Source organism: Variovorax sp. FW301-JW7, from assembly GCF_058788795.1.
The window spans coordinates 80,141-103,989 of sequence record NZ_JBYTBC010000003.1 but is presented as its reverse complement, the minus strand read 5'-3'; the positions used below and the strand labels follow the sequence as shown (position 1 = coordinate 103,989).

The 23,849-nt window shown below is 69.5% G+C and carries 17 protein-coding genes; 8 read left to right on the top strand and 9 right to left on the bottom strand.

Annotation, left to right across the window (positions count from 1 at the left end; translation table 11 throughout):
- Positions 1-8 precede the first annotated feature (8 nt).
- Complete coding sequence (locus tag AC3WQM_RS08950) at positions 9-473, bottom strand: SH3 domain-containing protein (protein ID WP_095744792.1); 465 nt, start codon at positions 471-473, stop codon at positions 9-11.
- A gap of 202 nt (positions 474-675) precedes the next feature.
- On the opposite strand from AC3WQM_RS08950, the gene AC3WQM_RS08945 reads away from it, so the two are divergent.
- Positions 676-2,325, top strand: coding sequence for a phosphoethanolamine transferase (locus tag AC3WQM_RS08945; RefSeq protein WP_492678078.1), 1,650 nt, complete (start codon positions 676-678; stop codon positions 2,323-2,325).
- A 13-nt stretch (positions 2,326-2,338) separates the two neighbouring features.
- On the opposite strand, the gene AC3WQM_RS08940 is transcribed toward AC3WQM_RS08945, so the two are convergent.
- The 4 genes from AC3WQM_RS08940 to AC3WQM_RS08925 form a co-directional block, all read right to left on the bottom strand.
- On the bottom strand, positions 2,339-2,929 hold the full coding sequence (locus AC3WQM_RS08940) for an Lcl C-terminal domain-containing protein (protein WP_492678076.1): 591 nt from the start codon (positions 2,927-2,929) through the stop codon (positions 2,339-2,341).
- Between the two features lie 120 nt (positions 2,930-3,049).
- Entirely contained in the window at positions 3,050-4,006 is a 957-nt protein-coding gene (locus AC3WQM_RS08935; protein ID WP_153284960.1) for an alpha-E domain-containing protein, read from the bottom strand.
- An 11-nt stretch (positions 4,007-4,017) separates the two neighbouring features.
- A complete protein-coding gene (locus AC3WQM_RS08930) occupies positions 4,018-5,514 on the bottom strand; it encodes a circularly permuted type 2 ATP-grasp protein (protein WP_489057311.1) in 1,497 nt (498 codons plus the stop codon).
- Positions 5,515-5,612: 98 nt separating this feature from the next.
- The gene (locus AC3WQM_RS08925; RefSeq protein ID WP_492678074.1) at positions 5,613-8,081 is read right to left on the bottom strand and encodes a DNA internalization-related competence protein ComEC/Rec2; all 2,469 of its coding nucleotides are present in this window, start codon (positions 8,079-8,081) and stop codon (positions 5,613-5,615) included.
- A gap of 121 nt (positions 8,082-8,202) precedes the next feature.
- Between AC3WQM_RS08925 and AC3WQM_RS08920 the strand changes: the two genes are divergently transcribed.
- The 5 genes from AC3WQM_RS08920 (at position 8,203) to AC3WQM_RS08900 (ending at position 16,941) form a co-directional block, all read left to right on the top strand.
- The gene (locus tag AC3WQM_RS08920) at positions 8,203-11,697 is read left to right on the top strand and encodes a transglutaminase family protein (protein ID WP_492678072.1); all 3,495 of its coding nucleotides are present in this window, start codon (positions 8,203-8,205) and stop codon (positions 11,695-11,697) included.
- A gap of 78 nt (positions 11,698-11,775) precedes the next feature.
- Positions 11,776-14,538 (top strand): circularly permuted type 2 ATP-grasp protein, encoded by a 2,763-nt coding sequence (locus AC3WQM_RS08915; RefSeq protein WP_492678070.1) that lies wholly within the window; start codon positions 11,776-11,778, stop codon positions 14,536-14,538.
- 127 nt (positions 14,539-14,665) lie between these two features.
- Complete coding sequence (locus AC3WQM_RS08910) at positions 14,666-15,478, top strand: basic amino acid ABC transporter substrate-binding protein (protein WP_492678068.1); 813 nt, start codon at positions 14,666-14,668, stop codon at positions 15,476-15,478.
- Positions 15,479-15,493: 15 nt separating this feature from the next.
- The gene (locus tag AC3WQM_RS08905) at positions 15,494-16,486 is read left to right on the top strand and encodes a transglutaminase family protein (RefSeq protein ID WP_492678066.1); all 993 of its coding nucleotides are present in this window, start codon (positions 15,494-15,496) and stop codon (positions 16,484-16,486) included.
- On the top strand, positions 16,483-16,941 hold the full coding sequence (locus tag AC3WQM_RS08900; protein ID WP_062476784.1) for a RidA family protein: 459 nt from the start codon (positions 16,483-16,485) through the stop codon (positions 16,939-16,941). Before AC3WQM_RS08905 ends, AC3WQM_RS08900 begins: the two co-directional genes overlap by 4 nt.
- Before the next feature lie 145 nt (positions 16,942-17,086).
- Here AC3WQM_RS08900 and AC3WQM_RS08895 read toward each other — a convergent pair whose 3' ends face one another.
- Positions 17,087-18,280: an ABC transporter substrate-binding protein gene (locus AC3WQM_RS08895; RefSeq protein ID WP_492678064.1), complete on the bottom strand. Its 1,194-nt coding sequence runs from the start codon at positions 18,278-18,280 to the stop codon at positions 17,087-17,089.
- 125 nt (positions 18,281-18,405) lie between these two features.
- Here AC3WQM_RS08895 and AC3WQM_RS08890 point away from each other — a divergent pair, with 125 nt between their 5' ends.
- Positions 18,406-19,467, top strand: coding sequence for a sensor histidine kinase (locus tag AC3WQM_RS08890; protein WP_492678062.1), 1,062 nt, complete (start codon positions 18,406-18,408; stop codon positions 19,465-19,467).
- Positions 19,464-20,096, top strand: coding sequence for a response regulator (locus AC3WQM_RS08885; protein ID WP_307694114.1), 633 nt, complete (start codon positions 19,464-19,466; stop codon positions 20,094-20,096). Before AC3WQM_RS08890 ends, AC3WQM_RS08885 begins: the two co-directional genes overlap by 4 nt.
- 17 nt (positions 20,097-20,113) lie before the next feature.
- On the opposite strand, the gene AC3WQM_RS08880 is transcribed toward AC3WQM_RS08885, so the two are convergent.
- The 3 genes from AC3WQM_RS08880 to AC3WQM_RS08870 all read right to left on the bottom strand — a co-directional run bounded on the left by AC3WQM_RS08880 (position 20,114) and on the right by AC3WQM_RS08870 (position 23,844).
- Positions 20,114-21,868 (bottom strand): carboxylesterase/lipase family protein, encoded by a 1,755-nt coding sequence (locus AC3WQM_RS08880; protein WP_492678060.1) that lies wholly within the window; start codon positions 21,866-21,868, stop codon positions 20,114-20,116.
- 165 nt (positions 21,869-22,033) lie between these two features.
- Positions 22,034-23,038: a hypothetical protein gene (locus AC3WQM_RS08875; RefSeq protein WP_492678058.1), complete on the bottom strand. Its 1,005-nt coding sequence runs from the start codon at positions 23,036-23,038 to the stop codon at positions 22,034-22,036.
- Positions 23,035-23,844: a hypothetical protein gene (locus AC3WQM_RS08870; RefSeq protein WP_492678056.1), complete on the bottom strand. Its 810-nt coding sequence runs from the start codon at positions 23,842-23,844 to the stop codon at positions 23,035-23,037. The genes AC3WQM_RS08875 and AC3WQM_RS08870 overlap by 4 nt, the downstream gene beginning before the upstream one ends.
- Positions 23,845-23,849: the final 5 nt, after the last annotated feature.

The following is a 23,849-nucleotide window of genomic DNA, read 5'->3' as shown; positions in this document are numbered from 1 at the left end:
CCTCGGGTTCACCAGCCCCAGAGGGAGCGCTTCAGCACCCAGCCGGTGGCGCCGCCTTCGTGGCGCACCTTCACCCAGTCGCCGCGGCGCTCGAGGGTGCGCAGCACGTCGCCGTACACGGCCTTCTTCACGACCGGGCTGCGCGCGCCGGGCGCGCGGCGCAGCTGCGCGGTCTTCGCCTTCACGACGTGGTGCGGCGTCTTGCTCGTCATCGAGCGGAAGACCCAGGCCTTGTCGTTCTCGAAGTCGGTGACCCGCAGCCAGTCGCCCTTGCGGCCGATCACGCGCAGCGGATAGCCCCGGCTCACTGTCCAGTGCGCCTCGGCGCGCTGGCTGGGGGCGGTGCGCATGTTCAGGGTCTTGACCGCGACACTGACCATCTGCGGCTGCGCGGCAAAGGCGGACGGCAGCACCATCCACGAGAAGAAGAATGCGAGCAGGAGCGCGGGCAGTCGGCGGCTGAATCGGGCCATGGGGCGAGGGTTCCTTTCGAGAAGACACGGGAGGTCCGGCAAACGCCGGTCGAAGCCCCCTCTGGGACGCTGAGCGCCGATAAGTTCCGCCGGGATATCCCTGAGGCGTGCCCCAAAGACCCCGCCAGGGTCGGGACACTGAACGCGTTGCCGCAGGGTGCGGGGCAGAATTCGCCCGCCTTTCGACTCCCCCACGCCGCGTTTGACACATCCTCACATCGACGCCCCGCGTCCCACCGCCAGCGCCCTGCTGGCTTGCGGCGTGGTCGGCGCCACGCTGCTGGCACTGATCGCCCTGGGCCACGACGGCCGCCGCATCGCCCAGCTCGCGGTGCTCGCCGCGCCGCCCGTGCTCTGGCTGCTGTGGCCGCTGCACAGCGCACGCCTGCGGCGCTGGCGCACGGCGCTGGTGTGGCTCTGGGTCATGGGCTTCGGCCTGGACGCCGTGGTCCGCGCCTACCTGCTCGACACCTACCAGGCCGCGCCCGACAGCGCCATGGTGCTGGGCGCGGCGGCCAACACCAACGCACGAGAAAGCGCCGAGTACCTCAGCATGCACTGGCGCTCCGCCGTCGTCTGGTCGGCCGCACTCGCGGCGGCAGGCGTGGTGGCGGGCCTGTTCGCGCGACGTGGCGCCGCGGCGCCACGTGCGCGGCGGCCGTTCTGGGTGCGCTCGCTGCTGCTGCTGATCCTGCTCGCGGCCTGCGTGGCCTATGTGAGCAAGCCCTGGCGCCGGCTGCACCCGGTCGTCTTCTGGACCCAGTGGTCGCAGTCGCTGCAGGACCAGCGCGCCGCCTGGGCCGGCCAGGAAAAAACCCGCGATGCGCAGATGGCCCAGGCGCGGCAGATCGCACCGGTGCTCTCGCGCGAAGGGCCGTCGACGGTGGTGCTGGTCATCACCGACAGCATCAACCGCGACAACATGGGCCTGTACGGCTACGGCCGCCCGACCACGCCGCGCCTGCAGGCGCACAAGGCCCAGGAAGGCGACCGCATGGCCGTGCTGCGCAACGCGTGGTCGGTCGACGCGAGCACCCTGCCCGCGCTGCGCAACATGTTCCATTTCGGGCAGCCGGCGAATGGAAACGGAAACGGCGACAGCCCGCCCCACCTGCTCGCCCTGGCACGCGCCGCCGGCTACAAGGTCTGGTGGATCAGCAACCACGACGACCTGGCCATCGAGCAGGAGCACGCGCGCTATGCCGACGTGGTCGACATGGTGAACCGCACGCCGGGCCGCGCCAGCGCCTCGCTCGACGGCGAGATCCTCGACTGCGTGCAGGAAGCCTTTGCCGACACGAGCAGCGAGCGCAAGCTCATCGTGGTCCACCTGATGGGCGCACACCCGCACTACAGCCTGCGCTTTCCCGAGAACGCCAACCCCTTCGACGACAACGTCGATGCCATCGAGACCGGCCTCGTGAAGGACGGTCGCTCGGCCTGGGTGCGGCACTTCCGCCAGCAATACGACGCCGCGCTGCTGTACCACGACTTCGTGGTGTCGGAGCTGCTGCAGCAGACCCTCAGCACGGGCCGCCCCGAGGACTACCGCGCCTGGATGTACCTGTCGGACCACGGCCAGGAAGTCGGGCACGGCAGCGACCGCGCAGGCCACAGCCCCGCGACCGCCTCGGGCTACCGCATCCCGGCCATCGTCTGGCGCAACCGCGAGCCGCTGCCCACCGGCGCCGCCACGCAGCAGCCCTTCCGCGCGGACTGGGCGGGCTGGAGCCTCATGGACCTGCTGGGCATCCGCTGGAGCGGGCAGAAGGCGCAGCGCAATGTGCTGGGCGACAGCTATGAGTGGCAAGCGCCGGAGATTCCGGTGGCTGTCGAGTCGTTCTCGAAGTAGATGCAGCTGAAGGTCAGCGATCGGCCACCGGCCGCACCGCATGGGTGGCCTCGGCCGCCTCGTTCTGGCCGATCCACGCATTGCTGAAGTCCACGGCGTAGAAGTGCTGCGCGGCCTCGCTGCCCGAGCCCGACCAGAACTTGCGCAGCGGCGTGTCGGGAAAGCGTGCGCTGTCGATGGTGGGAACGGAGGTTTCGCGGGCGCACCATCGTGGCACGTTGACGGGCTCCTTTTCGGGGCTCAGCTCGAGCGTGAACTGCTCGTCGACCAGGCCGTGGTCGCAACGCCGCAGCGCCGCCAACTCCACGATGGTCGGCAACCGCCATTGCGAGATGCCTTCATGGCCCTTGGCGTTGAGCGCCTGCACGCGCTCCTGCGCGTCCATCAGGCTCAGGGCTTCAGCCTCGCCGACACAACGACCACCCTGCCAGGTCTGCCCCAACGCGCAGCGCAGCCAGCGCAATCCCGTGGCGGCATCGACGACGACGGCCGTCGATGCCTGCGCCGAGGCTTGTTCTTTCGGTGACCCGGCCTGGTCGCAGCCGGCGAGCAGCACGACGGCCGCCAGGGCGGCGGCCATCCACTTGCCATCGTTGGCAAGCATTGATTTCTTCTTCATGGAACTCCCTGCGGTCAGCAATTTGGATCGAGATCGAACTCGAATGCTACCGCCCGCCATGCGAGGTCCTGGGGCCTCGATGGGCCCGCAGGACTCGGTGCCTTGTCAGTGCGCCGGCACCAGGAAGTCCTGGCTGATGCGCCCGCCCAACTCGTTCACGCGGTCGAGGAACTGCGTGAGATAGGCGTGCAGGCCCGTCGCCAGGATCTCGTCGACGCGCGCGTACTGCAGGTCGGCCAGCAGCTTGCCGGCGCGGCGCTGCGTTTCGGCGCTCTGCTCGTTCTGCACCTTCGCCAGGTTGGCGACCACCTCGGCCAGGCTCGCGTGCAGCGAGCGCGGCATGTCGGCGCGAAGAATCAGCAGCTCGGCCACGCGCTCGGGCTTGATCACGTCGCGGTAGACCTTGCGGTACACCTCGAAGGCCGAGACGCTGCGCAGGATCGCGCTCCAGTGATAGAAGTCGTACTCCTGGTCTTCCTCGGTGGCAGCACCGAAGAATTCGCTGTTGAGCGCATGGAACTTCACGTCGACCAGGCGCGCCGTGTTGTCGGCACGCTCCAAAAAGGTGCCCAGGCGCGAGAAGTAGAACGCCTCATCTTGGAGCATCGTGCCCAGCGTGACGCCGCGCGACAGGTGCGAGCGGAACTTGACCCACTCGAAGAACTGGCCCGGGTCGCGCTCAAAATCGCCGGCGCGCAGCATGCGGTTCACCTCGAGCCAGGTGGTGTTCTGCGTTTCCCAGGCTTCGGTGGTGAGCGCGCCGCGCACGGCACGCGCGTTCTCGCGCGCGGCCTTCAGGCAGGAGACGATCGACGACGGATTGCTCTCGTCCTTGACCATGAACTCCATGACTTCGTTGGGCGCGATGTGGTCGTACTTGTCGTTGTACAGCGGCAGCAGCTCGCTGATCGAGAGCACGCCCTGCCAGCCGTACTTGGCGACCTCGGCCGACTGCGGCAGCAGCGAGGTCTGGTAATTGACGTCGAGCATGCGCGCCGTGTTCTCGGCACGCTCGGTGTAGCGCGACATCCAGTAGAGGTGGTCTGCGGTGCGGGACAGCATCGTGGGTTCTCCTACTGCGATTGGCTTTGCGACTGCGTGGCCGCCTTCGGCTTGGCCGTGCGGTCCGCTTCGAGAATCCAGGTGTCCTTGGTGCCGCCGCCCTGCGACGAGTTGACCACCAGCGACCCTTCCTTGAGTGCCACGCGCGTGAGGCCGCCGGGCACCATCTGCACCTCGCTGCCCGAGAGCACGAAGGGACGCAGGTCGATGTGGCGCGGCGCGATGCCGGCGTCGACGAAGGTCGGCGAGGTCGACAGGCTCAGCGTGGGCTGGGCGATGTAGCCGTCGGGCTTGGCGATGACGGCCTTCTTGAAATCCTCGATCTCGGCCTGCGTGGCGGCCGGGCCGATGAGCATGCCGTAGCCGCCGGCGCCGTGCACCTCCTTGACGACCAGGTCCTTCATGTTGTCGAGCGTGTACTGCAGCTCGTCCTTGTTGCGGCACATGTAGGTGGGCACGTTCTTCAGGATCGGCTTCTCGCCGAGGTAGAACTCGATCATCTTCGGCACGTAGGGGTAGATCGACTTGTCGTCGGCCACGCCGGTGCCCACGGCATTGCAGATCACGACGTTGCCCGCGCGGTACGCGCGCATGAGGCCCGCGCAGCCGAGGGTGGAGGTCGGGCGGAACACGTCGGGGTCGAGGAAGTCGTCGTCGACGCGGCGGTAGATCACGTCGACCCGCACCGGGCCGCGCGTGGTGCGCATGTAGACGAAGTCGTCCTTCACGAACAGGTCTTGGCCTTCGACCAGCTCCACGCCCATCTGCTGGGCCAGGAAGGCATGCTCGAAGTAGGCGCTGTTGTACATGCCGGGCGTGAGCACCACCACCGTGGGCTCGGCCGTGGCCGGCGGCGCGCTGGCGCGCAGCGTTTCGAGCAGCAGGTCGGGGTAATGGGCGACCGGCGCGATGCGGTTCTGGTTGAACAGCTCCGGGAAGAGCCGCATCATCATCTTGCGGTTCTCGAGCATGTAGCTCACGCCGCTGGGCACGCGCAGGTTGTCTTCGAGCACGTAGTACTCGCCGTTGCCCTGGGCATCGGGGGCGCGCACGATGTCGATGCCCGAGATGTTCGAGTAGACGTTGTGCGGCACGTTCACGCCCATCATTTCGGGACGGAACTGGGCGTTGTTCAGGATCTGCTCGGCCGGAATGATGCCGGCCTTGATGATGTCCTGGTCGTGGTACACGTCGTACAGGAAGCGGTTGAGCGCCGTGACACGCTGCACCAGCCCCTTTTCCATGCTCTCCCACTCGTGGGAGGGAATGATCCGGGGCAGCAGGTCGAACGGGATCAGCCGCTCGGTGCCGGAGCCGTCCTCGTCCTTGGCGCCATACACCGCGAAGGTGATGCCGACCCGGCGGAAAATCATTTCCGCCTCTTCACGCCGCGATCGCATCACCTCACCGGGTTGCTTCGCAAGCCATTGGTCGTAGCGCTTGTAGTGCTGTCGGATTGCAGCGCCCGCATAGGGGAGCTGCTCATACATCTCGTCGAATTTGTGCATGGAACGACCAATCTCCTTGAGCCATAGCTTAGCAAGTTCAAGGCCAGTAGAAGCCCTAGGTTTGGGCGCAATGCGAGGGCATTTCGCGTTTCGGACCTTCAAGGCATGCGGTGGCGCCAGTAGCGCAGGTCGTGCGCGCGTTCACACTTCAGCTCGGCGGGCAGCTGGCTTGCCCAATGGGCGGCGCCGCAGCGCGGGCTGTCGACCACCTGCACACCGCGCTCGACGTAGCGCGCCACCACCTCGGGCGCCGGGTGGCCGAAGCGGCTGCGGTAGCCGGCCTGGACGAGGGCAATGCGTGGGCGCACGGCGTCGAGCAACGCCTCGCTCGACGAAGTCTTGCTGCCATGGTGCGGCACCAGCAGCAGGTCGGCCTGCAGCCCAGTGGTTCGTGACACCAGCGCGGCCTCCTGCAGCCGCTCGATGTCGCCGGCCAGCAGCACCGTGGCCCGGCCGTTGCCGATGCGCAGCACGCACGACACGGCATTGGGCCGCGTGAAGCCGAGGTAGTCGCTGTCGAAGGGAAACAGCACCTCGAAGTCGACGCCGTCCCAGCGCCACCGCTGCCCGGCCTCGCAGCGGCGCGCGGGGCGCAGCGCCTGCAGTGGATGCCCGGCCTCGATGGAACTCAGCAGCGCCGCCTGCGGCTGCATGGCGAGCACGGCGGGCGCGCCGCCGGTGTGGTCGATGTCGCGATGGCTCAGCAACAGCAGGTCGAGCCGCTCGCCCCGCGCGCGCAGCAGCGGCACGAGCACGCGGTGGCCCGCGTCGCTGTCGAGCCCGTAGCGCGGGCCGGCGTCGTAGAGCAGGCTGTGCGTGGCGGTGCGCACGAGCACCGCGTTGCCCTGCCCGATGTCGGCGGCGAGCAGGTCGAACTCGCCCACGGCGGGCCGCGCCGGCTGCCACAGCAGCACCGGCAACAGCAGCGGCAGGCCGAGCGCGCGCATCGACCACGGCAGGCGCATCGCCAGCAGCACACCGCCCACCACGCCGCCCGCGGCCAGCCACGGCGGCGGCGCGGCCATCGACAGCGTGGCGAACGGCAGGCCGGCGAGCGCCTGCAGCAACGAGGCGAACAGCTTCACCGCACCGGCCGCCACATCCCACAGCGGCGGCACCGCCACGCCGAGCATCGCCAGCGGCGTGATCACCAGCGTCACCCACGGGATCGCGATCGCATTGGCCACGAGCCCGACGGCCGACACCTGCTGGAACAGCAGCAGGCTCAGCGGCGCGAGCGCCAGCGTGATGGTCCATTGCTCGCGGAAGAAGCGGCCCAGTCGGGTGAGCGCGCCCACCCGCCCCTCGCCCGGCACAGCCGTGGCGGAGGCGAACAGCACCGCCACCGCCACGAAGCTGAGCCAGAAGCCGGCCTGCAGCAGCGCCCACGGGTCGGCGGCCACCACGACCGCCGCCGTCAGCAGCCAGACGTGCGGCCACGGCCAGCGCCGGCCGGTCAGGCGCAGCAGCGCCACGGCCGCAAGCATCCAGACCGTGCGTTGCGAGGGCACGCCCCAGCCGCTGAAGAGCGCGTAGAGCGCGGCCAGCAGCACGCCGCCCGCGAGCGCGGCCTGTTGCGCGGGCAGCCGCAGCATGAGCCGGCTGCTGCGCCGCCAGAGCGCGCCGACGACATGCGCCGCAAACCAAGCGAACAAGGTGATGTGCAGGCCCGAGATCGACATCAGATGCGCCACACCGGTGGCGCGGAACACGTCCCAGTCGGCGCGGTCGATGGCGCCCTGGTCGCCTGTGACGAGCGCGGCGATCACGCCGGCCTGGCGCCGGTCGTCCACGCGGGCGAAGACCGCATCGCGCACGGCTTCGCGCGCCCGCTCGATCGGGTGCAGCCAAGTGGTGCCCATCAGTTGCGGCGCAGGGTCGCGTGCGCCAACTCGCACATGGCCCTGCGCATGCACGCCCTGCTCCCACGCCCACAGCTCGCTGTCGAAGCCATGCGGATTGAGGTTGCCGTGCGGCGCGCGCAGGCGCACGGTCAGTTGCCAGCGCTGGCCGGCGTGCACCTCGCCCACGGTGCGTGCGACGGATGCGCGACGTTCGGCGGGCTGCTCCCACATCCCGCTGTATTCGCCGTACCAGGCGAGTGCGATGCGCGGTGGCACCGTCGGCGGTGCCTCATCGCGCGAGGCCTCGGCCCATTGCGCCGTCTCCACGTCGAAACGGAAGCGCGTTCCGATCTCGCCGGGTTGCGGCATCTGCGAGACCACGCCCGTGAGCCGCAGGTCGCGCCCTTCCAGTTGCGGCTCCAGCGCCCCGTTTGCATAAGCCGTCGCGCGCCATCCGGCGAGCCCCGCGCCGGCCATCGCACCGCAGGCCAGCGACAGCACCAGCACGATCGGCCGAGGCCCACGCCATCGCCACAACAGCCATCCGCCGCCGAGCCCCGCGAGCAACAACGCGACGTAAACGCCTGCGTGCCACAGCAGCGGCTGGCGCAACTGCAAGGCCGCGCCGAGCAGCGTGCCGCCGAGCACAACGAAGGCCCCCGCCCCACCCGCGACCGCCTCGGACGCACGCCGCGACTGCCCTCCCCACACCCCGGAATCCATGATGCAAACCCTCCCCCAACCCACGCTCGATGGCGCGTTAATTGCTTGGCAACTGGGCTAGTATGCGTCTCACCAGAGACATCTTTTCGATGCAACCTCGCTGCACTGCACGCCCCTACGCATGTCCATCCACGCCGCACTCCACCACGTCACCCACTACACATACGACCGCCTGGTGCAGTTGGGCCCGCAAGTCGTGCGACTGCGCCCCGCGCCCCATTGCCGCAGCAATGTGATCTCGTACTCGCTGCGGGTCGAACCGGCCGAGCACTTCGTCAACTGGATGCAGGACCCGTTCGCCAACTACCAGGCGCGGCTCGTGTTCCCCGAAAAAACGCGCGAGTTCAAGGTCACGGTCGACCTCGTGGTCGAGATGGCGGTCTACAACCCCTTCGACTTCTTTCTCGAGCCGCAGGCCGAGAACTTCCCCTTCAAGTACACGGCCTCGCAGGCCGAAGAGCTGGCGCCCTACCTCGTGGCCGATCCGGTCACGCCGCTGCTGGAGGCGTATCTCGACAAGGTCGACCGCAAGGAGCAGCGCACCATCGACTTCCTGGTCGGCCTGAACCAGCAGGTGCAGCAGGACGTCAACTACCTCATCCGCATGGAGCCCGGCGTGCAGACGCCGGAAGAAACGCTCACCAACGGCAGCGGCTCCTGCCGCGACTCGGGCTGGCTGCTGGTGCAGCTGCTGCGCCACATGGGCCTGGCCGCGCGCTTCGTCTCGGGCTACCTGATCCAGCTCACGCCCGACGTAAAAGCGCTCGACGGCCCGAGCGGCACCACGGTCGACTTCACCGACCTGCACGCCTGGTGCGAGGTGTTCCTGCCGGGCGCCGGCTGGATCGGCCTGGACGCCACCTCGGGCCTCATGGCCGGCGAAGGCCACATCCCGCTGGCCTGCACGCCCACGCCGTCGAGCGCCGCGCCCATCGAGGGCGGCGTCGACGAATCCGAGGTCGAGTTCAGCCACGAGATGACGGTCACGCGCATCTACGAATCGCCGCGCGTCACCAAGCCCTACACCGAAGAACAATGGGCCGAGGTGATCGCGCTCGGCGACGCCGTCGATGCGCGCCTGACAGCCGGCGACGTGCGCCTCACGATGGGCGGCGAGCCGACCTACGTGGCCACCGGCGACCGCGACGCGGCCGAATGGAACACCGACGCGCTCGGCCCCACCAAGCGCGGCTACGCCACCGAGCTCGTGCACAAGCTGCGCGCCGAGTACGGCCAGGGCGGCTTCCTGCATTTCGGCCAGGGCAAGTGGTACCCGGGCGAGCAACTGCCGCGCTGGGCGCTGTCGATCTTCTGGCGCGCCGACGGCCAGACGCTGTGGCACGACCCCGAGCTGTTCGCCGACGAACGCTTTCCCACCCACTACACGAGCGAGGACGCGCGCCGCTTCACCACCGTGCTGGCGCACAAGCTGGGCCTCACCGAGCGCTACATCCAGCCCGGCTACGAGGACACCTACTACTACCTGTGGCGCGAACGCCGCCTGCCGGTGAACGTCGACCCCTTCGACTCCAAGCTCGACGACGAACTCGAACGCGTGCGCCTGCGCCGCGTCTTCACGCAGAAGCTCGATGCGGTCATCGGCTACATGTTGCCCATCGAGCCCGGCAACGCCAACGGCGACGCGCCCGCGCTCGCCGGCCCCGGCTGGAAGACCGGCCCGTGGTTCCTGCGCGACGACCGCCTGTTCCTGATCCCGGGCGATTCGCCCATGGGCTACCGCCTGCCGCTCGACTCGCAGCCGTGGGCCAGCAAGGGCGACTACCCCTACCTCATCGAGCGCGACCCGACCGCGCCGCGCGCCGCGTTGCCCAGCGCGTCCGACTACCGCGCGCGCTATGCCGCTCCGGTCGCTGGCGCCGACCTGGGCGAGGTGCCCTACACCTTCGGCGCGCCGCCCGTGGTGCCCGCGTCGCTGCGCATGCAAAGCCCCGGCGATGCAGCGAAGGGCGATGCAGCCGCTGCGGCTGATGCCGCCACACCCGCCACGCGCCAGCCGCTGCGCGGCGAATCGGCCCACTGGGTCACGCGCACCGCGCTGTGCGTCGAAGTGCGCGACCCGCGCCGCGCCAACGGCCCGGCGGCCGAGAAGAAAGGCAGCGCCTCGGGCGTGCTCTACGTCTTCATGCCGCCTCTGGCGCGCCTGGAGGACTACCTCGACCTCGTTGCCGCCGTCGAAGCCACCGCGCAGCAGCTCGGCGTGCGCATCGTGATGGAAGGCTACCCGCCGCCGCGCGATCCGCGCCTGAAGATGCTGGCCGTCACGCCCGACCCGGGCGTGATCGAAGTCAACATCCACCCGGCCCACAACTGGAAGGAACTGGTCGCCCACACCGAGTTCCTCTACAACGCCGCGTTCGAGACGCGCCTGTCGGCCGAGAAGTTCATGACCGACGGCCGCCACACCGGCACCGGCGGCGGCAACCACTTCGTGATGGGCGGCGCCACGCCCGCCGACAGCCCCTTCCTGCGCCGGCCCGAGCTGCTGGCCAGCCTGCTGCTGTACTGGCACAACCACCCGTCGCTGAGCTACCTGTTCTCGGGCATGTTCATCGGCCCGACGAGCCAGGCGCCGCGCGTGGACGAGGCGCGCAACGACCAGGTCTACGAGCTTGAAATCGCGCTGAAGGAAATCGCCAAGAACCGCGAGATCTATGGCCAGAACATGCCTGCGTGGCTGGTCGACCGCACGCTGCGCAACATCCTGATCGACGTGTCGGGCAACACGCACCGCAGCGAGTTCTGCATCGACAAGCTCTACTCGCCCGACTCCAGCACCGGCCGCCTCGGCCTCCTGGAACTGCGCGCGTTCGAGATGCCGCCGCATGCGCGCATGAGCATCGCGCAGCAGCTGCTGATCCGCGCGCTGGTCGCCCGCTTCTGGGACGCGCCCTACCAGGCGCCCGTCACCCGCTGGGGCACCGAGCTGCACGACCGCTTCCTGCTGCCGACCTTCGTCAAGATGGACTTCGACGACGTCATCAGCGAGATGCGCCAGGCCGGCTTCGCGTTCGATGCCGACTGGTTCGCGCCGCACTTCGAGTTCCGCTTCCCGCTCGTGGGCCAGATGCAGTCGATGGGCGTGGAGCTGTCGCTGCGCAACGCGCTGGAGCCCTGGCACGTGATGGGCGAGGAAGGCTCGGCCGGCGGCACGGTGCGCTATGTCGACTCGTCGCTGGAGCGCATCGAGGTGCGCGTGACCGGGCTGAACGAAAGCCGCCACGTCGTCACCGTCAACGGCAAGGTGCTGCCGCTGCAGCCCACCGGCGTCACCGGCGAGTTCGTGGCCGGCGTGCGCTACAAGGCGTGGAACCCGCCTTCGGCGCTGCACCCGAGCATCCCGGCCCATGCCCCGCTGACCTTCGACCTCGTCGACACCTGGATGAAGCGCTCGCTGGGCGGCTGCCAGTACTTCGTCGCCCACCCGGGCGGCCGCAACTACGACACCTTCCCGGTCAACGCCTACGAGGCCGAGAGCCGCCGCCATTCGCGCTTCACGCGCACCGGCCACACCCCGGGCCTGCTGCGCACGCCGCCGGCCACCATCGAGCTGCCGGGCAGCCGAGAGTTTCCGTTCACGCTGGACCTGCGGCGCTGACCGGCCCAAGGACTCAGGGGGAACCCTGCCGCACCGCCGGATCGGCCCCGGTGACGGTGATGTGACAATCTCCCCCCTGTGGAACCCCTGAACGAATCCCTGTTCGACGCCCAGGCCCCGGAGCATCCGGCGGCCCTGGCGTCTTCGCTCGCGCCGGCGGCCCTGCCTGGGCATTTCGACGAATTGCGGGGACAGGCGACGCCCGCGGCGCCCTCGCGGCCGGTGTCGGGCGCGGCCCCGGCGCCCGCCGCGGCCCCGCTGCTGTACGACGCCGCCGAGGAACGACCGACCCAGTCGCAATCGCAATCGCAATCCCAGTCACAGTCCCCCTCGTCCTCCCAGTCGCAGTCGCAAGGACAGGAGTCCTCCCCGTCCAGCGACCAGCCCCCGCTCACCCCCGCCTGGAACGCCTTCTTCGAACAGCTCGGCCCCGGCGGCATCAACGACCTGCCGCGGCGCGCGGTCAGCCTGGAGCGGCAGATCCGCGACAACGGTGTCACCTACAACGTGTACGCCGACGCCAACGGCCCGCAACGGCCGTGGTCGCTCGACCTGTTCCCGCTGATCGTCTCGCCCGAGAGCTGGGCCCAGATCGAGGCCGGCGTGCAGCAGCGCGTGCGCGTGCTCGACCGCGTGATGGCCGACGCCTACGGCCCGCAGCAGCTGCTGGCCGAAGGCCTGCTGCCGCCGGCGCTGGTGCGCGGCCACCCCGGTTACCTGCGCGCGCTGCACGGCGTGAAGCCGGCGGGCGACACCTGGCTGCACATCGCCGCCTTCGACCTCGCGCGCGGCCCCGACGGCAACTGGTGGGTGGTCTCGCAGCGCACGCAGGCACCGTCGGGCCTGGGCTACCTGCTGGAGAACCGCCTCGCGATCACGCGGCAGTTTCCGCAGGCCTTCGAGGCGCTGCAGGTGCAGCGGCTGGCCGCCACCTACAGCGCCATGATGGAAGGCCTGCAGCGCATGTGCCCCTCGGGCTCGCCGCCGCACATCGCGCTGCTCACGCCCGGCCCGTACAACGAGACCTACTTCGAGCACGCCTACCTGGCGCGCTACCTCGGCCTGACGCTGGTCGAGGGCAGCGACCTCACGGTGCGCGACCAGCGCCTGTACCTGAAGACGCTGCAGGGCCTGCGCCCGGTGCACGGCCTCATCAAGCGGCTCGACGACCAGTTCCTCGACCCGCTGGAGCTGCGCCCCGACTCCACGCTCGGCGTGCCCGGCCTGCTGCAGGCGATCCGCGCGGGCAACCTGCTGGTGGCCAACATGCCGGGCTCGGCCTTCCTCGAATCGCCCGCGCTGCTGGGTTTTTTGCCGGGGCTGGCGCTGCGGCTCATCGGCGAGAAGCTCAAGCTGCCGGCGCTACCGACCTGGTGGTGCGGTGAACGCGCCTCGCTCGAGGCCGTGCTGCCGCAGCTGGGCGAGAGCGCCATCAAGCCGACCTACCCCGGCTTCCAGGGGCGCTCCAGCTTCGACGCCGTGTTCGGCAGCCAGCTAGGCCGCCGTGAAATCGACGAATGGGCCGGCCGTATCGTGCGCGAGGGCGACGTCCACACGGTGCAGGGCTACCTGCCGCTGTCGCAGATGCCGACCTGGGCCAGCGACCTCGGCCCCGGCCACATCGCGCCTCGCGCGCTGATGCTGCGCGTGTTCGCAGTGAGCGACGGCCCGCAGTCGTGGCGCGTGCTGCCCGGCGGGCTGGCGCGCCTGGCGGGCCCCGACGCACAGATCGCCTCGATGCAGCGCGGCGGCAGCAGCGCCGACGTCTGGGTGCAGACGCACGGCGAGGTCGACCGCACCACGCTGCTGCAACCGCACGCCACGCCGGCCTCGCTCGCGCGGCACCGCGCGCCGGTCACCAGCCGCGCGGCCGAGAACATGTTCTGGCTCGGCCGCTACACCGAGCGCGCCGAGAACGCGGTGCGTCTGGCGCGCCTCACGCTCAATCTGCTGGGCAGCGAAGACCAGTCCTCGCGCCCGCTGCTCGAATGGCTGCACCGCATGGCGGTGCGCAACGCGCTCGTGCCGGCCGAGGCGCCGAGCGCGCCGCAGTCGCGCCGCGTGTTCGAGCGCGCACTGATCGCCGAGCTGGGCGACGTCGACCACGGCGGCAGCGTCGGCTACAGCCTGCGCAGCATCCGGCAGGCCGCGGCGGCCGTGCGCGAACGGCTGTCGCAGGACAACTGGAACCAGATCGTGCGCGCCGAAAGCGACTTCCTGCGGCGCGCGGCCGAGCAGGCCGGCGAAGGCAGCTTTGCCGCCAGCGCCGCCTTGCGCGCACTCGAATCCGCCAGCACCGCGCTGGCCGCCATGACCGGCGCGCAGACCGACCGCATGACGCGCGACGACGCCTGGCGGCTGCTGTCGATCGGCCGCCACATCGAGCGACTGGGCTTTCTCTCGAGCGCGCTCGAGGCCGGCTTTGCCAACGGCGCCGTGCACGAGGTGAGCGGCTTCGAGGCGATGGTGGCGCTGTTCGACAGCACCATCACCTTCCATGCCCGCTACCAGCAGCGCCGCGACGTCGCCACGCTGGTCGACCTGCTGGTGCTCGACGCCGAGAACCCGCGCTCGCTGGCCTGGGTCACGCAGACGCTGCGCGGGCGCATCGCACGGCTCGCGGGCAGCGCGCCGGGCAAGCTCACCGCCCTGTCGTACGAGCTGCCCGACCCCGCCACCTGGACGCTCGAACACCTGTGCGCGGCCGGCCCCGGCGCCGACTACCCCGCGCTGGTCGAGCTGCTCGCCACCTGCGAGACGGCCGCGTACCACGTGTCGGACGCCATCGGCACGCGCTACTTCACGCTCACGTCCGAATCGCTGCGCTCCGTCGGCGCATGAACCGGTACTCCCCCATGCTGCGCGCACTTCGTGTCGCTTCGCACTCCCCCTCGCCGGGGGCAACGCCTGCAGCCCGGCAAAGCCGGTTCTGCGGCGTTCCACGAACAAACAAATCGGAAGGCTCTTCATGTTCATCCATCGTCGTCTCACCCTGACCGCCGCCAGCCTCCTGGTCGGCCTCGCGCTCGCCGGCTGCGGCAAGCAAGAACCCGCCGCGCCCGCGGCCGCTTCGGCACCGCCGCCCGCTGCCGCACCGCGCGTGCTGGTCGTGGGCACCGACGCGGCCTACACGCCCTTCGAATCGCAGAACGAAAAGGGCGAGGTCGTGGGCTTCGACATCGACGTGGTGAAGGCCGTCGCGCAGAAGGCCGGCATCGAGGTGAAGTTCGTCAACACGCCGTGGGAAGGCATCTTCAACACGCTCGAGCTGGGCGACCGCGACCTGCTGGTATCGGCCATCACGATCACGCCAGAGCGCCGCCAGACGATGGACTTCTCGCAGCCCTACTTCGAGGCCCGCCAGCTCATCGCGGTGAAGAGCGATTCGACGGTCGCGAAGTTCGACGACATCAAGAAGCTCAAGGTCGGCGTGCAGAATGGCACCACCGGCGACGAGGTGGTGGGCAAGCTGCTGGGCAAGTCGAGCACCGACATCAAGCGTTTCGAATCGACGCCGCTGGCGCTCAAGGAACTCGAGGCCGGCGGCGTGCAGGCCGTGGTGGCCGACAACGGCGTGGTGGCCCACTACCTGGCCAACAACCCGGGCGGCGGCTTCAAGACCGTGAGCGACGCCGGCTTCTCGACCGAGCAGTACGGCATCGCCGTGAAGAAGGGCAACGCCGAGCTGCTGGCGAAGATCGACAAGGGCCTGGCCGACATCAAGGCCGATGGCACCTACGCGAAGATCTACGCCTCGCACTTCGGCGCCGAGTCCAAGTAAACAGCGAGCCGCGCGATGCTGCTGCACGTCACCCACGAAACGCGCTACGCGTACGCGCCGGCGGTCGAGACGGCGCAGCACCTGGCCCACCTGCGCCCGCTGGCCACCGCCTCGCAGGAGCTCGTGAGCCACCAGCTCACGATCGACCCCGCGCCCGCGCAACGCAACGAGGTGCCCGACCTGTACGGCAACACGCGCGCCTTCTTCGCGCTCGAAAGCACGCACGACCACCTCATCGTCACGGCCGAGAGCGTGGTGAAAACGTCGGAGCCCGTGCTCTCGCCCGCCGTGGCACGCGAGCTGCCCTGGGAGACCGTGCGCGAGCGCTTCCGCTTTCGCAAGGACGCGCCCTTCGACCCCGCTTCGGAGTTCGTGTTTCCCTCGCCGTATGTGCCGCGTCACGACGACTTCGTTGCCTACGCGCGCGCCAGCTTCGTGCCCGAGCGTCCCACCTTCGACGTGGCGATGGACCTCACCGAGCGCATGTACCGCGACTTCGCCTACGACGCCGACAGCACCGAGATCAACACCCCCGCCGTCGAAGCCCTGGCGCAGCGCAAGGGCGTGTGCCAGGACTTCGCCCACATCCTCATCGCGTGCTTTCGCGCCATGGGCCTGCCGGCGCGCTACGTGAGCGGCTACCTGCTCACGCAGCCCCCACCGGGCCAGCCGCGCCTGGTCGGCGCCGACGCCTCGCATGCGTGGGTGTCGGTGTACCTGCCCGGCGAGGGCGAAGGCCCCGAGAGCGTCGGTGACTGGGCCGACTTCGACCCCACCAACGGCCGCCAGCCCGGCGAGGACTACGTCACGCTCGCCATCGGGCGCGACTACTCCGACGTCTCGCCGATGCGCGGCGTGCTGCATGGCGGCGCGCGCCACACGCTGCATGTCGGCGTGACCGTGCAACCCGTGGGGGAAGTGGTGCAGCTGCCGGCGTCGGCGGCGCAAACACAGACACAATCACCCCCGTCATCGTCATCATCATCCCCAGATCAGGAGTCTCCATGAGCGTTTACGACAAGCTTTCCAGCCTCGGCATTTCCCTGCCCCCGGTGTCCGCACCTGCCGCCGCCTACGTGCCCTTCGTGCAGACCGGCAACCTCGTGTTCCTGTCGGGCCACATCGCCAAGAAGGACGGCAAGGTCTGGGTCGGCCAGCTCGGCGCCAACATCGGCACCGACGAAGGCAAGCAGGCCGCACGCGCCATCGCCATCGACCTGCTCGGCACGCTGCACGCGGCCGTGGGCGACCTCAACAAGGTCAAGCGCATCGTCAAGGTGATGAGCCTCGTGAACTCGGTCGGCACCTTCACCGAACAGCACCTGGTGACCAACGGCGCCAGCGAGTTCTTCGCCGAAGTGTTCGGCCCCGAAAAGGGCGCGCATGCACGCAGCGCCTTCGGCGTGGCGCAGATCCCGATGGGCGCTTGCGTCGAGATCGAACTGATCGCAGAGATCGGCTGATCTTTCTCCCGGGCGGCACGGTCTCTGAAGGCGTGAAGAAACCGTAGCGAGCGGCCCGAGGTCGCATCGAGGACCGGAACCGTACACCCGTACGGTGAGGACCGCAGATGCGAGATCGGGACGCGCAGTAGGTTTATTCGCGCCTTCAGTGAATGAGCCGCCCTCCGTTGCCGATCATCGACAACGTCACCGGATGCGGGCGCACCCCAGGGTCGTCGCCACTCGACACCGGAATCCCCTCGATCTCACGCCGCAGCATCAGCTTCATGGCGTCCTGCATCGAGCGGCGTGGTGAAGCGGCCAGCGCGGTGCGCGCTGCCTCCACCGTCACCATCGCCACCACGTACCCTTCCAGCGAGAAGTAGCTGAACTCGTCGCGGCCCATGTGGCTGCGCATGTCCTGCTGGTAGCGCTGCACCAGCGGCGAAGTCGCCAGCCGCGGGTTCGGCATGACCTGCGAGATCACGGTACCGCGCGCCGCCGGCCCCACGCTCTTGGCGAGCACTTCGCCGTTGACGATCGAGAGCATGTACGGCGTCGGCCGTGCGATGCCACTCTCCGCCGCCAACCCCGACAGCAGCTTCACCCCGCACGGCGTCACGCACAGCGCGAACAGCGCATCGGGCTTCGCCGCGCGCACGCTCGCGGCCAGCGCGGCGCCGTCCATCTGCGCCAACGCCACGCCCTGCTGCCCCACGAGTTCGATGCCCGCACCGCGCAGCGCGATCTCGAGCGCCGCAAAGGCGTCGCGCCCCAGCCCGTCGTCCTGCCAGACCGCGAACACGCGCCGCTGCCGCACCGACACCGCCTGCGCGACCAGCTGGCGCACCTCGTCGGCGTAGCTTGCGCGCAGGTGGTAGATGAGCGCGCGCTGCGCGCCGTGCAGCGCCGAGGCGCCGGTCATCGCGCCGATCAGCGGCGTGCCCGCTTCGCGCATCGTCGGGTAGGCCGCGTCGATGTGCGAGGTGCCGGCCGACAGGCCCAGCGCATCGACCTTGTCCTGCACCACGAGCTGGCGGATGTTCTGCGTGTGGCGCTCCACCGAGTAGCCGTCGTCCAGCGCGCGCCACACCAGCTTGTGGCGCCCGAGCAGGCCCTCGCGCTGCACGCGCGCCAGGTAGGCGTCGATGCCGTCCTTCACGTTGCGCCCGGCCTCGCCGAGCGGCCCGCTCAGCGGCAGCGACTGCCCCACCACGATCTCGTCGGCGCGGCCCGGCAGGCCCAGGAGCATGAGGAGCAGAGGCGCAAGCCAGCGGTAGACCATCGTCGTGTCGTCCTTGCCGGCGTCGCCGGCCGTGGGGCAGCCTGAAGCAGGCGGGCCCCGATCTTGGCGGCGCACCGCACGCGGCGGCCATCGGACATTTCCGGCCGGCGCTACGGGGAACCCTGCTGCTCGCAAACCCTCGGGCGCGGGCTGCGTGGCGTGGCCCGCGACCTATCATGCAGCGCGCCACCGCCTGCCCCATGACCGATCCCTCACCCGAGCGCCAGCCGGACATTCCCTTCGACGCCATCGTCGAACAGATGGTCGCGGGCATCTACGTGATCCAGGACGACCGCTTCGTGTACTGCAACGCAACCTGGGCCGGCATCGTGGGCTACACCGTGGAAGAAGCGATCGGCATGTCGCTCGACCGCCTCGTGCCGCCCGACTTCCTGGAGGTGGTGCGCTCGCGCGTGCGCGCCCGGCTGGCGGGGCAGCCACCGAGCATGCACTTCATCACGCGCGGCCTGCACCGCGACGGCCGCGTGCGCTTCATCGAGGTCCATGGCTCGCGCATCACCTACCGGGGACAACCGGCCGTGATGGGCGTGGGCGTCGACGTGACCGACCGCCTGCGCAACGAAGAAGAACGCCAGCGCTCGCGCGAACAGCTGCAGGCCCTGGCCGCCTACACCGCCAACAAGCTCGAAGAGCAACGGCTGGCACTCTCGCGCGATGTGCACGACGTGCTCGGCGGCATGCTGACCTCGATCAAGATGGACGTCACGCGCATCCAGCGCCGCGCCGACAACCCCGAGGTGCAGGCACTCACGCAGGACCTGATCGCGCTCACGCAGCAGACCATCGACACGGTCAAGCAGATGTCCGAAGCACTGCGCCCCAGCGCACTCGACCATCTCGACCTGTCGGTGGCGCTCGCGAACGAGCTGCAGGCTTTCACGCGCCGCTCCGGCGTGCCCCATGCGCTGGACACCGACGCACCCGCACTGCGCCTCGCACCCAAGCACGCCACGGCGGTCTACCGCATCTTCCAGGAAGGCCTGACCAACATCTCGCGCCACTCGAAGGCACAACGCGTCGACGTGCGGCTGCGCGTGGACCGCGAGCGCCTGCAGCTCGCGCTGCACGACGACGGCTGCGGCTTCGACGCCGATGCCCCCGAGGGCAGCGCGCTGGGCCTCTTGAGCATGCGCGAACGCGCGCGCGAGATCGGCGGCGAGCTGCACATCCGCTCGGCACCCGGTGCGGGCACGCGGCTCGCATTGAGCGTGCCGCTGCACCAGGAGAACGGCCCCGCATGATCGACATCCTGATGGTCGACGACCACACGATCTTCCGCTCGGGCCTGCAGCGGCTGCTGCTCGACGAGACCGACCTGCGCACCACGGCCGAGGCCGGCAACGGTGCCGAGGCGCTCGAGCTGGTGCGCCAGCGCCGTTTCGACGTGGTGCTGCTGGACATCAACATGGAAGGCCGCAACGGCCTGGAAGTGCTGGCCTCGATCCGCGCGCTGCAGCCCGCGCTGCCGGTGCTCATGCTGTCGATGTACGCCGAGGAACAGTACGCGCTGGTCGCCATCCAGGCCGGCGCGCGCGGCTACATCGCCAAAGACGCGGAGCCCGCCGAGCTGGTGCGCGCGATCCGCTGCGTGGCGGCGGGCGGCCAGTACCTGAGCGCGCGCGCCGCCTCGCAGGTCAGCGGCCAGCTCGAGGGCCGCGACGACCGCCCCGCGCACCAGCGGCTCACGGTGCGCGAGCACCAGATCATGGGGATGATGCTCAAGGGCCTGTCGCTCACCGCCATCGGCGACGAGATGCTCATCAGCGTGAAGACCGTGAGCACGCACCGCAGCAACATCCTCGACAAGCTGGGCGTGGCCAGCACGGCGGAGCTGGTGCTCTATGCCGTGCGGCACGGGATCATCCAGTAGCTGGATTTTTCAGGAACTCAGCGAGTGCCGTTGCGCAGCGGATCGACCGAATCGGGCAGCGCGTTGAAATCGATCTGCTGGAACAGGAACTCCCGCTGCTGCGGCGACAGCAGCGAATAACGCGGCCAGAAGAACAGGTAGTCGTCGGCCGACATGCGCGGCTGGTTGTCGAAGATCATGCGCTTGCTGCACAGCAGGCACACGAAGTTGGTCCAGTTGTTCCAGGTCGTCTGGCCATCGAACATGCGGCTCGGTGCGCCGTAGCGGGCGAAGCTCGCCGCGTGGCCGATGAACTTGTCCGACAGCGCCTTGCGGCTGCTGGCGTTCGCGGGGCTCCAGGCAAAGCGCATGAAGTTCGGCTCGTCGGTCACGAAGTTGCCGAACAGCGCCGCCACGTCGATGCCGTGGAACGCACCGAAGGTGTCCTTCCAGGGCTGCGGCGTGTCGTCCCAGTTGTAGTTGTAGCGGTAGATGTCGCCGTTCTGCAGGCGCAGCACGCGGATCACGTTGTCGATCACGTTGTCCAGCGCGTAGCTGATCACTTCGTGCGTCTGCGTGTAGATCGGCCGGAACTCGGGCTTGATCAGCTGGTTGAAGGTGACGCTGCCGGGCGCCGCGTAGTTGGTCAGGTTCCACAGCTCCTGCTGCGTGGGCTGGCCCATGCCGAACAGGAAGGCGAAGTACGAGCCCTCGTCGTGCGTGGAGCCGATCATCAGCGGCATCTTGTTGTAGTTGCCCGCCAGCAGCCCGGGCAGCCCGCTCGCGCGGATCACGGTGCCGTCGGTGAAGTGGCCCGGCACCACGGGGCTGGGCGTGAACTTCATGATCTGCGCCGCGCTCGCACCGCGCAGCAGGGCGGCGATGTCGGCGGCGCTCATGGTCACGCGCTGCGCCGCGGCCTGCAGCGTGGTCGAGGCGCGGCCGGTGTCGACCAGCAGGTTGTCGATGAGCGAGTCGGCCGCCAGCGTGCCCACCACCGGCGGGTACGCATTGGGCACGCCCGACATGCACAGCGCGCGGTGGAACTTGCCGTCGGCCAGCGGCGACTGCAGCAGGCCCCAGGTGTTGATGCAGCCGGCCGACTGGCCCGCCACCGTCACCTGCCCGGGGTTGCCGCCGAAGGCACGCGCGTTGGCCTTCACCCAGTCGAGCGCGCGCACGAGGTCCAGCGTGGTGAAGTTGCCCGAGTCGTCCAGCGCGTTGCCGGTCTTCATGGCCGGGTGGTTCAGCCAGCCCAGCATGCCCATGCGGTACTGCACGGTGACCACCACCATGTTGGCCTTCTGCGCCAGGTAGGCGCCGTCGTAGGCCGGCTCGCGCGCCGAGCCCTTGGTGTTGCTGCCGCCGTGAATCCAGAAGAACACCGGCAGGTTCTCGGCGCTGGAGTTCGGCCGCCACACGTTCAGGTACAGGCAGTCTTCGGTGCCCACCGGCTGGCCGAAGGTGGCCGGGTCGGGCTCGCCGAAGGGGTTGCCGACCTGCGCGCACATGCCGGCCAGCGTGGTCACGGCACGCGCGCCGCTCCAGGGTTGCGGCGGCTGCGGGGCGCGCCAGCGCAGGTTGCCGACGGGCGGCTGCGCGAAGGGAATGCCCAGGAAGGCGTGCGTGTTGTTGGCTGCGACCTTGCCGTAGATCTGGCCGGCGTCCAGCGTGCGCGTGAGGCTCTGGTTGTAGGCGGCCAGCGCGGGCGCCGCGAGCATCGCGAGCGCCCACAGGACCGTGGTGCGAAGCAGCAGGCGAACGAGGCCTGCGAGAGAACGGGAGCGGTGCATGGTGGTTGTCTCCTCGAGGTGGATGCGGCGGGCTCTGACGGCCAGGGTCATGCATCGATTCTCGTGAGCACCCTGCCCCGCCCGCCTCGGTGTCATCGCAGGGGGGCGGCAAGAATCCTCCGATTGACATCCGCCCCGCAAAGGGCCATGCAACGCAGGGCGCGGCTACTTGCGCTTCCAGCTCGCCACGGTGATGAACACGCCGGTTTCCTTCGCGTCGCGCAGGCGCACGCTGTAGCGGCCCGCGCCGTCGGTGCCGTTGAAGACGACCTCGCGGCCCTCTTCGTCCAGCGTCGCGCCCTTGGCGAGTTCGCGGTAGGTGTCGACCAGCTTGGCGATCGGCTCGTAGCTGCGCAGCGTGACCTCGGCGTCGGGCAGCCGCGCCTCGGGACGCTGGGCGCTCTGGTAGGCCGTGCGCATCGGCAGGCCGGCCAGCCCCTTGGGCAGCACGATCTTGCCGGCGCTGGCGGTGCTGTTCACCTCGGCCGTCTGCACCAGCAGCGGATGCAACGACGCCGGGAAGCCCGGCGGCAGCTGCTCGGCGCGCCAGCCCGGCACGCCCGGCTGGCCGGTGATGTATTCGACGCTGGCGATCTTCTGCGCAGCGGCCACGTCCGCCGGATCGTCGCTCTCGGCCATGGCCGCGAGGAACGACGGCAGCTGCTTGCTCCAGGCCACGAGCGGCGCAGCATCGGCTTGGCTGGCACCCGCATGCTGGAAGACCGACAGCACGGTCTGCGGCAAGGGGTTGCACACCTTGGGGTCGTCGCGCTTCTCAGCCGCACGGCAATGGCCGTTGACCAGCCCCACCGCCTGCACGCGGCCGTCGGCGTCGATCAGCATCGCCGCGCGCTCTTCGCCGTGGCCGCCGCCGCTGACCGATGCAATGACCTGGCGGCCGTCGGGCCACACGGTGCGCGTGACGTCGAACTTCGAGCGCATGCCTTCGAGCAGTTGCTGCGCGATCAGCGTGTCGGGCTCGGTGTAGCTGCCGCGCGCGTAGCCGACCAGGCCGATCACGGCGCTGCGGATACGTGTCTGCTCGCTCAGGCGCAGCGCGGGCGGCGGCAGTTCCGTCGTGACGGGCGCCGCAGCGTCTTGTGCGTGGGCGGTGAGCGCGCAGGCGAACACCAGCGACGCGAGCGCCGACTGAATCAATGTCTTCTTCATTCGGAAATTTCCAGTTCGATGTTCGTGATCGCGGGCATGTCGCGCGGGACCGTCGTTTCGACGGAGAAGCGCAGGCCGTTGCGGCTGCCGACGATGAAGCCGTCGCCGGACTCGATGTCCTTCAGCGGCGGCGACAGCTGCTTGTAGAACGCCAGCACCTGCTCCGGCGTGTCGACGGTCTGCAGGCGCAGCACGCGCTTGGCCTTGGCGTCGCTCAGCGCGTCCTGCGCGGTGCCGTAGATCAGCGCCTTGGGGTACAGCGGCACCTGCGCGGAGAAAGCCTTGTTGGGCCGCACGATGGGACGCGCCGTGGTGCGCGCGGCGTCCATCGTGACGTACTCGGTCGTGGCGATCTTCTCGCCCACGCCCTCGCCGCCCTGCAGGCTCTCGGGCACCTGCTGGCTCCATGCGACCAGCGGCTGCGCCTTGGCGCGATCGAAGCCGGGGCGCAGGAAGACCGAGAGCACCGCGTGCTGGTCGTCGAGGCAGCCGGAGGACGACGAGTCCTTGCCGCAGCTGCGATGCACCAGCGCGGCGGCCAGCACGTCGCCACTGCGGTCGTCGACCAGCACGGCGGCGCGCTCGCTGCCGCCGTAGGGCCGGCGGTACGACGAAAGCAGTCGTTGGCCGTCAGGCAGCGCCTGCTGCTTGCGGTCGGAGCGCGAGGCCAGGCCCGAGATCAGTTGCTCGGCCAGCAGGCCTTCGGGCCAGTAGTAGGAGCCCGAGGCCATGCCCGCGAAGCGCGTCACGGCAAGGTCGAGTGCGGGGGCGTTGGATGTTTCCGGCGCGCGCTCGTGATGCGGCACGAGGA

What these genes read in the sequence shown, in the direction of transcription:
- AC3WQM_RS08950 (WP_095744792.1), bottom strand. Translation starts at nt 473, where the DNA reads ATGGCCCGATTCAGCCGCCGACTGCCCGCGCTCCTGCTCGCATTCTTC.
- AC3WQM_RS08940 (WP_492678076.1), bottom strand. Translation starts at nt 2,929, where the DNA reads ATGCTTGCCAACGATGGCAAGTGGATGGCCGCCGCCCTGGCGGCCGTC.
- AC3WQM_RS08935 (WP_153284960.1), bottom strand. Translation starts at nt 4,006, where the DNA reads ATGCTGTCCCGCACCGCAGACCACCTCTACTGGATGTCGCGCTACACC.
- AC3WQM_RS08930 (WP_489057311.1), bottom strand. Translation starts at nt 5,514, where the DNA reads ATGCACAAATTCGACGAGATGTATGAGCAGCTCCCCTATGCGGGCGCT.
- AC3WQM_RS08925 (WP_492678074.1), bottom strand. Translation starts at nt 8,081, where the DNA reads ATGGATTCCGGGGTGTGGGGAGGGCAGTCGCGGCGTGCGTCCGAGGCG.
- AC3WQM_RS08920 (WP_492678072.1), top strand. Translation starts at nt 8,203, where the DNA reads ATGTCCATCCACGCCGCACTCCACCACGTCACCCACTACACATACGAC.
- AC3WQM_RS08910 (WP_492678068.1), top strand. Translation starts at nt 14,666, where the DNA reads ATGTTCATCCATCGTCGTCTCACCCTGACCGCCGCCAGCCTCCTGGTC.
- AC3WQM_RS08905 (WP_492678066.1), top strand. Translation starts at nt 15,494, where the DNA reads ATGCTGCTGCACGTCACCCACGAAACGCGCTACGCGTACGCGCCGGCG.
- AC3WQM_RS08900 (WP_062476784.1), top strand. Translation starts at nt 16,483, where the DNA reads ATGAGCGTTTACGACAAGCTTTCCAGCCTCGGCATTTCCCTGCCCCCG.
- AC3WQM_RS08890 (WP_492678062.1), top strand. Translation starts at nt 18,406, where the DNA reads ATGACCGATCCCTCACCCGAGCGCCAGCCGGACATTCCCTTCGACGCC.
- AC3WQM_RS08885 (WP_307694114.1), top strand. Translation starts at nt 19,464, where the DNA reads ATGATCGACATCCTGATGGTCGACGACCACACGATCTTCCGCTCGGGC.
- AC3WQM_RS08880 (WP_492678060.1), bottom strand. Translation starts at nt 21,868, where the DNA reads ATGCACCGCTCCCGTTCTCTCGCAGGCCTCGTTCGCCTGCTGCTTCGC.
- AC3WQM_RS08875 (WP_492678058.1), bottom strand. Translation starts at nt 23,038, where the DNA reads ATGAAGAAGACATTGATTCAGTCGGCGCTCGCGTCGCTGGTGTTCGCC.